Origin of the sequence: Olleya sp. Hel_I_94, from assembly GCF_007827365.1 — a bacterium.
GTDB lineage: Bacteria > Bacteroidota > Bacteroidia > Flavobacteriales > Flavobacteriaceae > Olleya.
The window spans coordinates 27,971-41,348 of record NZ_VISI01000001.1; the positions used below are offsets into that span (position 1 = coordinate 27,971).

At 30.9% G+C, this 13,378-nt stretch carries 14 protein-coding genes and 2 tRNA genes; 9 read left to right on the forward strand and 7 right to left on the reverse strand.

What is annotated here, in order from left to right; translation table 11 throughout:
* Nucleotides 1-942 carry an FKBP-type peptidyl-prolyl cis-trans isomerase gene (locus JM82_RS00125; protein WP_145000044.1) on the reverse strand — a complete coding sequence of 314 codons (942 nt, stop codon included), beginning with the start codon at nucleotides 940-942 and terminating at the stop codon, nucleotides 1-3.
* Nucleotides 943-1,021: 79 nt separating this feature from the next.
* Between JM82_RS00125 and JM82_RS00130 the strand changes: the two genes are divergently transcribed.
* Both JM82_RS00130 and JM82_RS00135 read left to right on the forward strand, forming a co-directional pair.
* On the forward strand, nucleotides 1,022-1,396 hold the full coding sequence (locus JM82_RS00130) for an RNA-binding S4 domain-containing protein (RefSeq protein WP_145000046.1): 375 nt from the start codon (nucleotides 1,022-1,024) through the stop codon (nucleotides 1,394-1,396).
* Between the two features lie 4 nt (nucleotides 1,397-1,400).
* The gene (locus JM82_RS00135) at nucleotides 1,401-1,904 is read left to right on the forward strand and encodes a phosphoribosyltransferase family protein (RefSeq protein ID WP_145000048.1); all 504 of its coding nucleotides are present in this window, start codon (nucleotides 1,401-1,403) and stop codon (nucleotides 1,902-1,904) included.
* Here JM82_RS00135 and JM82_RS00140 read toward each other — a convergent pair.
* A complete protein-coding gene (locus tag JM82_RS00140) occupies nucleotides 1,896-2,411 on the reverse strand; it encodes a shikimate kinase (protein WP_145000050.1) in 516 nt (171 codons plus the stop codon). The two genes, JM82_RS00135 and JM82_RS00140, sit on opposite strands and share 9 nt — an antisense overlap.
* A 125-nt stretch (nucleotides 2,412-2,536) precedes the next feature.
* Between JM82_RS00140 and JM82_RS00145 the strand changes: the two genes are divergently transcribed.
* From JM82_RS00145 to JM82_RS00175, 7 genes are all read left to right on the forward strand, one after another.
* Nucleotides 2,537-2,609 (forward strand) — tRNA-Lys (locus tag JM82_RS00145).
* Between the two features lie 65 nt (nucleotides 2,610-2,674).
* Nucleotides 2,675-2,747, forward strand: a tRNA-Lys gene (locus JM82_RS00150).
* Nucleotides 2,748-2,933: 186 nt separating this feature from the next.
* Nucleotides 2,934-3,848, forward strand: coding sequence for a MerR family transcriptional regulator (locus JM82_RS00155; protein WP_145000053.1), 915 nt, complete (start codon nucleotides 2,934-2,936; stop codon nucleotides 3,846-3,848).
* The gene (locus JM82_RS00160) at nucleotides 3,849-5,312 is read left to right on the forward strand and encodes a phytoene desaturase family protein (protein ID WP_145000055.1); all 1,464 of its coding nucleotides are present in this window, start codon (nucleotides 3,849-3,851) and stop codon (nucleotides 5,310-5,312) included.
* Nucleotide 5,313: 1 nt separating this feature from the next.
* Nucleotides 5,314-6,153, forward strand: a complete 840-nt coding sequence (locus JM82_RS00165) for a phytoene/squalene synthase family protein (RefSeq protein WP_145000057.1) — start codon at nucleotides 5,314-5,316, stop codon at nucleotides 6,151-6,153.
* A 2-nt stretch (nucleotides 6,154-6,155) separates the two neighbouring features.
* Entirely contained in the window at nucleotides 6,156-6,605 is a 450-nt protein-coding gene (locus JM82_RS00170; protein WP_145000059.1) for a sterol desaturase family protein, read from the forward strand.
* A 22-nt stretch (nucleotides 6,606-6,627) separates the two neighbouring features.
* Nucleotides 6,628-7,770, forward strand: coding sequence for a lycopene cyclase family protein (locus tag JM82_RS00175; protein WP_186439159.1), 1,143 nt, complete (start codon nucleotides 6,628-6,630; stop codon nucleotides 7,768-7,770).
* Here JM82_RS00175 and JM82_RS00180 read toward each other — a convergent pair.
* From JM82_RS00180 to JM82_RS00200, 5 genes are all read right to left on the reverse strand, one after another.
* Nucleotides 7,767-8,333, reverse strand: a complete 567-nt coding sequence (locus JM82_RS00180) for a TlpA family protein disulfide reductase (protein WP_145000063.1) — start codon at nucleotides 8,331-8,333, stop codon at nucleotides 7,767-7,769. The genes JM82_RS00175 and JM82_RS00180 overlap by 4 nt on opposite strands.
* Nucleotides 8,334-8,397: 64 nt before the next feature.
* Complete coding sequence (locus JM82_RS00185) at nucleotides 8,398-9,276, reverse strand: anti-sigma factor domain-containing protein (protein ID WP_145000065.1); 879 nt, start codon at nucleotides 9,274-9,276, stop codon at nucleotides 8,398-8,400.
* A gap of 287 nt (nucleotides 9,277-9,563) precedes the next feature.
* On the reverse strand, nucleotides 9,564-11,834 hold the full coding sequence (locus JM82_RS00190; RefSeq protein WP_145000067.1) for an aconitate hydratase: 2,271 nt from the start codon (nucleotides 11,832-11,834) through the stop codon (nucleotides 9,564-9,566).
* A 190-nt stretch (nucleotides 11,835-12,024) separates the two neighbouring features.
* Nucleotides 12,025-13,170, reverse strand: a complete 1,146-nt coding sequence (locus tag JM82_RS00195) for an acyltransferase family protein (RefSeq protein ID WP_145000069.1) — start codon at nucleotides 13,168-13,170, stop codon at nucleotides 12,025-12,027.
* Between the two features lie 18 nt (nucleotides 13,171-13,188).
* Entirely contained in the window at nucleotides 13,189-13,377 is a 189-nt protein-coding gene (locus JM82_RS00200; protein WP_145000071.1) for a GldL-related protein, read from the reverse strand.
* Between the last annotated feature and the right edge of the window lies 1 nt (nucleotide 13,378).

The window sequence follows — 13,378 nt, forward strand, 5'->3', positions numbered from 1 at the left end:
TTAGTTTGATAAATTAGTATCAAAATCTAAATAGTTTGGTATTCCGTCTCCATCAGTATCGTCATTAGTTGGGTCTCCATCTTGATCGATATCTTCATCAATAGTTAACACACCATCATTATCGTCGTCATTATCAATAAAGTTAGCTACACCATCACCATCAGTATCTTCATTTAAACCATCACCATCACCATCTAAATCTTCTAAATGTGAAGGGATTGAATCTAAATCATAATCGGTATCAATTCTAGTTAGTAATCCAAATGTAAAATTAATAGGAGAGTAACTTGGTATAGATGTTGTTCCTGTTGAAAAATAACCTAACCCAGAAGGAATAAAAGCTGCTCCAATACCATAGTTATGGTTTGTTGTAGTTCCATCACCATTTTCAGTATAGCCATCACGCATTCTAAATTCAACTAAAGCTTCTCTAAAACCATCAACTACTCCAAAAGACGAACCTACAGATGATAAATTAAAAGTAAGACCATCAACATCTGCTCCATCAAACTCTGTCCCATCCAATAAAGTACCATTATATGTTACATTTACTGCATCCAAAGGGTGTGTTGCTTGTCCTAACCCTTCTCTAACACTTAAATAATATAGTTTATAATCTACATCACCTTGAGTAACCGTTTTAAATAATAACTCTGGTCTATCTAGTAATGCTATCGCATCTAAATTGTTATTTGCTTCACTAATTGTATCAAAAACAATTTTAAACGTATCGTTAGCTAATGAGTATGGATTAGCAAAATCAAATTCATCATAATTATATGTATGTGTGGCTAAAAACGCCTCTATCTCAACAATGTTCTCATCATAAACCTCTTGGCTATCTCTAGGCACAAAAGTAAATGTATCTCCATCATCTGTACCACATGAAAATGCAGTAACTAACACAACTAATAACGCAAAAGTGATTTTTCTTAAATTCATTATTCTTATTTTTGATGTGCAAGATACATTTTAATATAATTTTGCACAATAACCTTAACGTCAATTTTAGATAATTTGTATGCGAGTAGATAAGTATTTATGGTGTGTTAGACATTTTAAAACAAGAAACATAGCAACGACTGCATGTAAAAAAGGCCACATTAAGGTAAATGGTAGTGTAGCTAAAGCTAGTAGAGAAGTTTATCCAACAGATATAATTGAACTTAGAAAAGACCAGGTTAACTATAAATTGACCGTTTTGGATATTCCTCCAAACAGGGTTGGTGCTAAACTTGTAGATATTTATCGTGTAGATAACACGCCTAAGTCCGCTTTTGAAGCACAAGAAATGCTTAAATTAGCCAAGGATTATTACCGAAAAAAAGGTGTTGGAAGACCAACAAAAAAAGACAGAAGAGATTTAGACAATTTAAACGCAGAAAACGAGCAATAGTATTATGAGTGTTTTAAAAGATGTAATATTAGATAATAGTGCCATTAACAATAAGTTAAGACGAATTGCTTTTCAAATATATGAGGCAAATATAAATGAGGAAGAAGTTGTCTTAGCTGGTATAGATGCGAATGGTTATATTTTAGCAAAAAAACTGAAAACCATTTTAGCAAAAATATCTCCAATCCAACCAACGCTTTGTAAAATATCCATAGACAAGAAAAACCCAAGAGACCTAATAAAGACCTCTCTAAAACCGGAACAATATCAAAACAAATCGGTTGTTTTAATTGATGACGTGTTAAATTCAGGTACTACTTTAATTTACTGTGTAAAACACTTTTTAGAAGTCCCTTTAAAACAATTTAAAACTGCTGTTTTAGTAAACCGAAATCATAAAAAATTTCCGGTAAAAGCAGATTATAAGGGTATATCGTTGTCAACCTCTTTAAATGAGCATGTTCAGGTAGATCTAGAAGGTAAAGAGTGGAAAGCTTATTTAAATTAACTTTTTTAAAATATTATTAATTGTCTCTTCTTCATCATTAGTAGCTTCAACAACTACGCTTGCTTGATTATAAAAATAAGAGCGCTCAAATAAATGTTTAGCAATAAAGTCTTTTAAAGCAACTTTAGTTTCTAGATGACTAATTAATGGTCTTGTTTTATTTAAAAATAATCGGTCTGTCAAAATATCTAAATTAGTTCTTAAATAAATAGTCTTAAAATCATCTAGTTTATTTAACCATTCCATAGTATTATAAAAACAAGGTGTACCTCCTCCTAACGCAATTATTGTTTGATCTGTATTGGAGGTTATTTGTTTTAAATAGGTCTGCTCAAGTTTTCTAAAATGGATTTCACCTTTAGTTTTAAATATATCAGAAACACTCATTTTTTCAAACTCCTCAATATAATTATCTAAATCAATAAATTTAAATCCCATTTTTTCTGCCATTTTCTGACCAATTGTTGACTTTCCTGAAGCCATATATCCAATAAAAATTAAATTCATTTTTAAGCTTATAAATTGATTATTAAAACCATACATATTTGAGAAACAAAAAAACAAAAAAAAAATCAAAAATAGCCTTGTATTATTAATAAAAGCTATTATATTTGCACCCTCGTAAAACAAATGACCAGATAGCTCAGTTGGTAGAGCATCTCCCTTTTAAGGAGATGGTCCTGGGTTCGAGCCCCAGTCTGGTCACTTATTTTCAAGCTATAGTTTGAATTTATTTTGTGACTATTACAAAATATAAAAATTGTTTTACTGACCAGATAGCTCAGTTGGTAGAGCATCTCCCTTTTAAGGAGATGGTCCTGGGTTCGAGCCCCAGTCTGGTCACAAAAAGCTAAGCGTCTTGCTTAGCTTTTTTTTTGCTTCACACCTAACATTAGGAGCCTATATACATTCTATTTCTTAAAAATATTTAATCTAAAACCGTATTAAAAGATGCAGTTTGTTAATTATTTCAAAATGTTCACGTTTTTATAGCTGAAATTCATTTTGTTTAATTAATTTAGCTAAACAATGAACAATATAAAAACTAAATTTAGTATTAAAGATCTTGAGAATCTCTCAGGTATCAAAGCGCACACCATAAGAATATGGGAAAAGCGATACAATCTATTTGAACCTAACAGAACAGAAACTAATATTAGATATTACAGTTTATCTAGTCTTCAAAAAATATTAAACATAAGCTACCTAAACAATAACGGTTACAAAATATCTAAAATAGCTAATTTGGATAGTAAAGATATACCAACTATTGTTAGGCAGATTGCCGAAAAAAAAGAGGGTAATAACCATTACATTAACGCTTTAAAATTGGCTATGTTCAATTTTGATCAATCGTTATTTTTTACAACTTACGAAGATTTAAAAACAGAGTTAAACTTTGATGATATTTTCTATAAAGTATTTGTACCATTATTAGATGAAATTGGTATGTTATGGCAAACAGACACCATAACGCCTGCTCATGAGCATTTTATAGTAGAACTTATTAAACAAAAGATTGTTTATAACATAGAGACCTCTTTAAACAAAAAGAATTTAGTAGGCAGTAGTGAAGTGTATGTGTTGTTTTTACCAGATAATGAAGTACATGAATTAGGTTTATTATTTACCAATTACGAATTAATTAATAAAGGATTTCACTCAATATATCTAGGACAAAGTGTCCCTTTAGACAGTTTAGAGTTTTTAAAATCACAATACGATAGCATCACTTTTATTTCGTGTTTTACGGTTAAGCCCGAAAAAGACGACATTAACCAATATTTGGCTGATTTTAATTCCAAAATATTAAAAAACACAAACAACAAATTAATAATTTCAGGAAGAATGACTGCTTTTATAGACAGTACTTTAAACCCTAAAATAGCATCGTATCAATCCACTAAAGAGGTTCTTGAATCTTTACAACACGTTTTAGTATAAATGAGTAAAAATATCGCAATTATTGGTTCTGGATTTTCAGCACTTTCAGCCTCTTGTTACTTAGCGCAATCTGGACATAACGTAACTATTTTTGAAAAAAATAGTACTGTTGGTGGTCGTTGTAGACAGTTAAAAAAAGAAGGCTTTACCTTTGACATTGGTCCAAGTTGGTATTGGATGCCAGATATTTTTGATAAGTTTTTTGCAGACTTCAATAAAAAAACATCTGACTTTTATCAATTAGATAAACTTTCGCCTGCATATAAAATATTTTTTAAAGATGACGAAATTACTATTGGTGATACCCTAGAAAAAATATGTGCCGAATTTGAACGTATAGAAAAAGGTAGTTCTGTTCCGTTAAAAAAGTTTATTAATAAAGCTGCCACTAATTATGATATCGCTATTAATAAAGTGGTATTAAAGCCTGGAATATCACCTTTAGAATTAGTAACACCAGAAACTATAATGCGTGTTGACCAATTTTTTAAAACCATTAGCAGAGATGTTAGAAAAAACTTTAAAAACCCTAAATTAATTTCAACTTTAGAGTTTCCTGTTTTATTTCTTGGTGCCAAACCAAACAAAACACCATCGTTTTATAATTTTATGAATTATGCCGATTTTGGTTTAGGTACATGGCATCCTAAAGGTGGCATGTATGAGATTATCAAAGCCATGTCATCATTGGCTGAAAGCTTAGGCGTTACTATAAAAACCGATAGTCCAGTAACTAAAATTAATGTGTCAGACAAAAAAGCAACAGCAATAATTGTTGGCAACCAAACACTTCAATTTGATGTAGTTTTAAGTGGTGCAGATTATCACCATTCCGAAACATTGTTAGACATAAAACACAGACAATACTCAGAAAAATATTGGAGTAAAAAGACATTTGCACCTTCATCTTTACTTTTTTACATCGGTTTTGACAAAAAATTAAACAATGTGCAACATCATAATTTGTTTTTCGATACAAATTTTGAGACACACGCTGAAGAAATTTACGACAATCCAAGTTGGCCAAAAGACCCTTTGTTTTATGCTAATTTTCCATCAATAACAGATAATAGTATGGCACCAAAAGGTTGTGAGACTGGATTTTTTTTAATACCAATAGCTCCAGGAATTGAAGACACTACTGAGATAAGAGAAAAGTATCTAAATATTATTTTAGAACGTTTTGAGAAATTAACAAAACAAGATGTTAAAAATAATATTATCTTTAAAGAGTCCTTTTGTGTTAAAGACTTTATAAAAGAATACAATTCATATAAAGGTAATGCCTACGGAATGGCAAATACATTACTACAAACCGCCTTTTTAAGGCCAAATTTAAAAAGTAATAAACTGAAAAATCTCTACTTTACAGGACAATTAACAGTTCCTGGACCAGGTGTCCCTCCTGCTCTAATTTCAGGAAAACTAGTAGCAGAATTAATTAATAAACATCATAACGTTTAAAATGAAAACATTATTCGATTCTGTCTCATACGACTGTAGCAAGATTGTTACGCAATCTTACAGCACCTCTTTTTCTTTAGCTACAAAAATGCTTGCCAATACCATAAGACAAGATATTTATAATATTTATGGCTTTGTAAGATTTGCTGATGAAATTGTAGACACTTTTCATGAGTACAATAAAAAAGAGCTTTTTAAACGCTTTGAAGACGATTTAGAATTTGCACTTAGAGATAAGATAAGCTTAAATCCTATACTTAACGCTTTTCAACATACCTATCATAAATGTAATATTGACAAGCATATGGTTGACTCTTTCATGAAAAGCATGAGACTAGACCTGTCCAAAACTAAATATACTACTGATCAAGAGTATAAGGATTATATTTATGGATCGGCAGATGTTGTTGGGTTAATGTGCTTAAAAGTATTTGTAAAAGGAGATAACGAAAAGTATGAAACTTTAAAAAGCACAGCAATGTCCTTAGGTTCTGCTTTTCAAAAGGTTAACTTTTTAAGAGATTTAAAAGCTGATCACGAATTATTGGATAGAACCTATTTTCCAAATACGGACTTAACAAATTTAACTGAATCGGATAAGCTATACATAATCAATGATATAGAAAACGATTTTAATGAAGGCTTAAAAGGCATTAAACAATTACCTATTGAAGCTAAGTTTGGAGTTTTTATGGCTTACCGTTATTACAATCAATTATTAAAAAAATTAAAGAAAACACCAGCTTTAGAAATCAAAAACACACGTATTAGAGTTCCTAATTATAAAAAAGCAGAACTCTTAACACGAAGCTATGTTAAATATCAACTCAACTTATTATAATAATGCAAACAATATATTACATATTAGTTTTTTTAGGAACTTTCACTGCAATGGAGTTTATGGCGTGGTTTACACATAAATACATCATGCATGGTTTTTTATGGAGTCTTCACAAAGATCACCACCACAAGGATCACGACAGTTGGTTTGAACGTAACGATGCTTTTTTTATATTTTATGCTATTGTAAGTATGACCTGTTTTTATCTATGGAACTACGAAAACGTTTGGTATTGTCTACCAATTGGATTAGGTATCATGGCATATGGTGCAGCCTATTTTTTAGTTCATGACATTTTTATACACCAACGTTTTAAAATATTTAGAAACGCTAATAATTGGTACGCAAAAGGTGTAAGACGTGCGCACAAAATTCATCATAAACATCTAGGTAAAGGTGATGGTGAATGTTTCGGGATGTTATTTGTACCGTTTAAGTATTTCAAAAGATAAATTATTATATACTTTTTAAATAATGTCTAAAAACCATTATGACTATATTATTATTGGTAATGGTTTAGCTGGCTTACAACTTGCTTTAGCATTTAACAATGATAGCCATTTTGCAAATAAGCGCATCGCTTTAATAGACCCATCCACTAAAACAAGTAATGATAAAACTTGGAGTTTCTGGGAGCAAAATACAGGTTTATGGGAAGATATTATTCACCAAAAATGGTCAAAAGCAACCATTTTTGCTTCAAACAAAACTATTGATTTAAAGCTTAATCCTTACAGTTATAAAACCATTCGTGCTATTGATTTTTATTCGCATGCTTTAGCAATTCTTAATCAGAATAAAAATATAACATTTATAACAGAAACTGCAAACTCTGTAACGGATGACAATATTATAACGGTAAACACCAATAAAAATTCGTACACTGCCAATCATGTATTTGATAGTCGCATAGCTCATGATGCTATTTCAAGATTAGATCAATACACGACCATAACACAACATTTTAAAGGTTGGATAATAAAAACTAACACAGACGCTTTTAATCCTGACACTATTACCATGATGGATTATAGATTAAAAGATGGTGATCAAACCACTTTTAACTATGTATTACCTTTTAATAAACGTGAAGCTTTAGTAGAGTTTACTTACTTTACTGAACATACAGTAGAAGAACATGTTTATGATAGTTATATTAAAAAATACATTAAAGACTATTTGAAAATTGAAGATTACCAAATTATTGAAACCGAAATGGGTCAAATACCAATGACCAATTTCCCTTTTGAGCAATCTAACACCAAAAACATTACTAAAATAGGAACAGCTGGTGGTTGGGTAAAAGGTAGTACAGGTTATTCTTTTAAGTTAACAGAAAAAAAAGTTGCGACAATAATTGCTAATATTAAAGCAAACAATACACCATCAACAGACTTATTTAAAACAAAATATAAGTTTTATGATAAAATATTTTTAAAAGTTTTAAAGGACGAAAACCATAAAGGTGAATGGATTTTTGAAAAATTTTACTCTAAAAATTCAATTCAAACTATGTTTAGATTTTTAGATGAAGACTCGTCGTTTAAAGAAGAATTACAAATTATGTTTTCGTTATTTTCTTGGAGTTTTATAAAAGCTTTTTTTAAAACACTTTAGTCCTTAAGCAATTTATTAATTATTGATTTAACCGAATCACTATTCCAATTTGCTGCACCATTTTTATCGATTACAACTTCTCCCTTTTGATTTATTAAAAACGTTCTTGGAATGCTATTTACATTAAATAATTCTATGTTAGGTGCATCTAACGGACTATAAACCTTAAAAGAATAATTGTTTTTTTTCATGAAGGCTTTAATGGTTTCAGGTTTTTCATTGGAAACAAAAACAAATTCTATTTTATCCTTATAGGCTTCATATAATTTTTGCATACTAGGTAGCTCTGCTATGCAAGGTGGACACCATGTAGCCCAAAAGCTGATCAACACGATTTTATTTTCCGCTTGACGGAAATTGTATACCTTATTATCCAAATCTATTAAATTCCAATTGTAGTTATTAATTTGTACTCTATCTGTTTCATTCTCTACGTTTGGAGCAAACAAAGCTAACCCTTTGTGGATTTGAATTTGTACAAACTGTCTACTTGACGGAATTACTAATATTAAAACTATAGCTAAGTAAACTAAATTTTTAAGCGAAAACAACGGTTTTTTCATGACTATAAAATAAGAAAAGCACCTAATAATTTAGGTGCTTCAAAAGTAACAAAACTATTTGTTTTTATCTGTTTACTGTTCCTGATAATGATTGTACAGGTCCTGTTCCCATTGCTATAGAGGTATGCACAGTTGCATCTGTTGCTACCGTTTGTAATAATGGTTTTAGCGTAAAAGGAGCTGTACTATTATCTGGACTAGGCTCTACTGAAATTACAATAGTTTTTCCTCTTAAATCAGTTGGAAACGCAAATCCTATAGGCGCATTTTGTAAATAATCTTCACCTGGATAACCTGGACCATCTCCTAAATCTCCTTTAAAAGGTGATGTTGATGCATTTGCATCTGCCATCGCTGGATCTGTAAAAGTACCAGTACTTATTGGAGTACCATCAATTACAGCCCAACCTTCATATACCCAACCATCTGATAGTACTGGTAAATCTAATCCTGCAACAGCTGTTCCAGTTGCATTATCTAAAAACCATACTCCACTTTCTTCATTAGTGTCATCAGCGTCTGTTGGTGTTGCTAAAATAAATTTTCCTGCTGCTGCAGAGAAATCTGCAACTAAATTTGAGTTTACATTTGCAGAACTACCTGAAAAATCTCCTGCTAAAATTTTTGTTTCAGCTGGAGCTGGATCTAAATCTAAAGCTGGCTCGATAGACAACACAAATGCTGAAGCAGAAGCTAATTGAGAACTTGATACTTGAAATGTTTTTGGAAACGTAACATCACTAAATGTTCCTGTGGATACTGGAGATCCATCAACAATAATCCAACCTTCATAAACAAAATCATTACCCAACGCTTCTAAATCGGATAGGTTTAATGTTAAAGTAGACGTTTCTGGTTGTTGTGCAGTTGCGTCGTCATCACTACTGCATGATACACTTAATACTCCTAAAGCTAAAACAGCTAAATACATTTTTCTAATCATAATCTTGGTTTTAATTAATTAATTTTTCTTTAAAGAGTCGATTAACAAATCAATACCTTACGTTTTAATCAAATAAATTACATTTTAACCATCAATTATTCAAAATACAGCTACAATTTGATAGAAAATACTCAATAAAAATAGTTTTTATTGATAATTGTATAAAATCAAAATTAAACCTTTAAGTCATTATCACTCAGACTTATAAATTGTAATCGTTTTTAATTATGATCATAAAAAAACTCCTGATAAAAATCAGGAGTTTTAAATTTATAAAAAATCAAAAATTATGCGTTATTCTCTTTTTTAATTAAGTTTAGCGCACTTCCTTCGTTATACCAAGCTATTTGAGCTTCATTATAAGTATGGTTTAAAACAATTGTATCCTTGCTACCATCTGCATGCACTAACTCTAAAGTTAATGGTTTATTTGGCGCAAATTCATTTAAATCTATAAAGTTAAAGGTATCATCTTCTTGGATTAAATCATAATCAGCTTCATTTGCAAAAGTTAATCCTAACATACCTTGTTTTTTAAGGTTTGTTTCGTGGATACGAGCAAAAGATTTAACTATTACCGCTGCAACACCTAAGTGTCTTGGCTCCATAGCTGCATGCTCACGAGAAGAACCTTCACCATAGTTATGGTCTCCTACTACTACAGTTTTAATTCCTGTTGCTTTATACTCTCTAGCTGTATCTGGTACTCCACCAAACTCTCCTGTTATTTGATTTTTAACAAAGTTAGTTTTCATTCCAAATGCATTAACAGCACCAATTAAACAGTTGTTAGAAATATTATCTAAATGTCCTCTAAAACGTAACCAAGGTCCAGCCATACTAATATGGTCTGTTGTACATTTTCCAAATGCTTTAATTAATAATTTAGCACCAGAAATATCATTACCTAAAGGCGTAAAAGGTGTTAATAATTGTAATCTTTCAGAATCTGAAGCGACTTTAACTACTACTCCACTTCCATCTTCATCAGGAGCTAAATAACCGTTATCCTTAACTTCAAAACCTTTTGGAGGTAATTCCCATCCTGTTGGCTCATCAAACATAACTTCCTCTCCATTTTCGTTTAATAACGAATCCGTTAAAGGGTTAAAGTCTAAACGACCAGCAATAGCAATAGCAGCTGTAATCTCTGGAGAGGCTACAAAAGCATGTGTATTTGGGTTACCATCTGCACGCTTAGCAAAGTTTCGGTTAAACGAGTGTACTATACTATTTTTTGGTGCATTTTTAGGATCGCTATATCTTGCCCATTGTCCAATACATGGACCACAAGCATTAGTAAATATTTTAGCATCTAATTTTTCAAAGATTCCTAAAATACCATCTCTATCTGCTGTAAAACGAACTTGCTCAGAACCTGGATTAATACCTAATTCTGCTTTCATTTTTATGCCTTTGTCTAAAGCTTGTTGTGCAATAGATGATGCACGCGATAAATCTTCATAAGACGAGTTAGTACAAGAACCAATAAGTCCCCATTCTACTTGAATTGGCCACTCATTTTCAGTTGCTTTTTCTCCCATTGTTTTACCAACTGGAGTTGATAAATCTGGAGTAAACGGTCCATTTAATAATGGTCCTAATTCTGATAAATTAATATCTATTACTTGATCAAAATATTGCTCTGGGTTTGCATAAACCTCAGTATCTGCAGTTAGATACTCTTTAACTTCATTTGCTGCATCTGCAACATCTGCTCTATCTGTAGCACGTAAATAACGCTCCATAGACTCATCGTATCCAAAAGTTGAAGTTGTTGCTCCAATCTCTGCTCCCATGTTACAAATTGTACCTTTACCAGTACAAGACATTGCTTTGGCACCTTCACCAAAATATTCAACAATTGCTCCAGTTCCACCTTTAGCAGAAACAATTCCAGCAACTTTTAAAATAACATCTTTTGGTGCAGTCCATCCAGATAATTTACCTGTTAATCTTACACCTATTAATTTAGGAAATTTAAGTTCCCAAGCCATTCCAGCCATAACATCTACTGCATCAGCACCACCAACACCAATAGCCACCATACCTAAACCACCAGCATTTACTGTATGAGAATCGGTACCAATCATCATTCCTCCTGGAAATGCATAATTTTCTAAAACTACTTGGTGGATAATACCAGCTCCTGGCTTCCAGAAACCAATACCGTATTTATTAGATACAGATTCTAAAAAGTTAAAAACCTCACTACTTACGCTATTTGCGTGTTTTAAATCTGTTGCAGCACCTTCTTTAGCTTGGATTAAGTGATCACAGTGAACCGTTGTTGGTACTGCCACTTTATCTTTACCTGCTTGCATAAATTGCAATAAAGCCATTTGTGCAGTAGCATCTTGACATGCTATTCTATCTGGAGCAAAATCCACATAGTCTTTACCTCTTGTGAAGGCTTTATTAGGTGTTCCGTCCCAAAGGTGAGAATACAAAATCTTTTCAGAAAGTGTTAAAGGTTTACCTACAACTTTACGTGCTGCGTCAACACGTTCTGTCATTTGGCTGTATACCTTTTTTATCATGTCAATATCAAATGCCATATAGTATGAATTTTAAGGGTTGTTAATTTGTTTTAAAGTCTTGCGAATTTACGAAAAATTGAAGCATTTTAAAAATATATAAGGAAATTGAATATTCATTGAATTAAATTCAATAAAAAAGAATATTAACTACCTAAATGTAGTAAAATGATAAAATAAGATACTATAAAATAATAAATTAACAAGAAATCTAATTTTCAAACCATCGTTTGTACCTTTTAGAATCTCTAAATTTTAGAATTGGATATTCAAAAAAGGTAAATAGCAGGTAGGAAAGCACAAAAGTGATAACTAAATATAAAAATAAAACACCAAACTTACCTACATAAGTTAGTTCTAAGTTTTTTGTAAAATGCTGGATACTTAACAACACAATAGAGTAATTAATTAAATATATTGAATACGACCACAAACTAATATTAGTTATAGTTTTTGATAAAAATTGACTTGATTGCCAATTGGAAAACATAGGAAATGTAAGCAGTATACTTATGGATAAGAGCGATAAATAATAAACATTAAAAAACGTACTAAAACTATCTGGATTTAATTGATTAAATAGTATTAATAGATGAATTCCTATAAATAAGAAGACACCAATTATCAAACTTATATACCTGTAACGCACCCAAGTATTGCTGTAATAAAAAGCAAAAAAAGCACCAATAAAGCCATAGTAAATACTATCTATCCTGTAGACCACGACTTTACGTAGCGACTTACTCCATGAAAAATCTTGAATAGCTATTGATGCCATATTATCAAACAAAAACTTGTGATAAATAGCACTTGCTATAATGACTAATGTAGTTAATAAAAACATCCATTTTGTCACCTTTTTAAAAATCACTCGTAATAGAATAAAACAAACTGGTCCTATTATATAAGCAAATTCCTCGATTGTCAAACTCCAAGATTCAGTGAAAAAATCAGATTGTTTTTGAGATAAATTTTGAAGAAAAAAGAAATACTTATATAATTGATTTGGAGCGTCCAAATTAAACAGGAATAACAACCCAATATTTATAATTAAAACCAGATAATAATTTGGCAATGTCCTTAACCAACGTCGTAACCAAAAATTAATAAAATCTGTAATAGAAGTTTTATTACGTGCTATATGCTTTATTAAGATGGTACCAATTAAAAAACCACTTAAAATAAAAAATAAATCAACACCAATAGTTCCAAAAAACTGTATAGTTTTTATGATACTGGATTGAGAATCCGGAAATAATAGCAACGTGGCATGAGAGCATATTATTAAAATAATAGCCAATGCTCTAACGACATCTAAACCAAATATTCTTTGTTTATATGTTGTTATAGTTTCCAATAAATAAAGGGTAAATCGCTATTGTCTAGCTACTTTAATTAATTTGATAATACCTAAAAATATAGCGCAAAATTCTATAAAAGTACCTGCTGTTAATAATAGACTACCATAAGGTTTATGTTGTATTTTAAACATGGCTCCTACTATGGTTAATATTATACCAATAACTAAAAGCACCAACGGAACTTTAAATTGCTTCAAACTCATA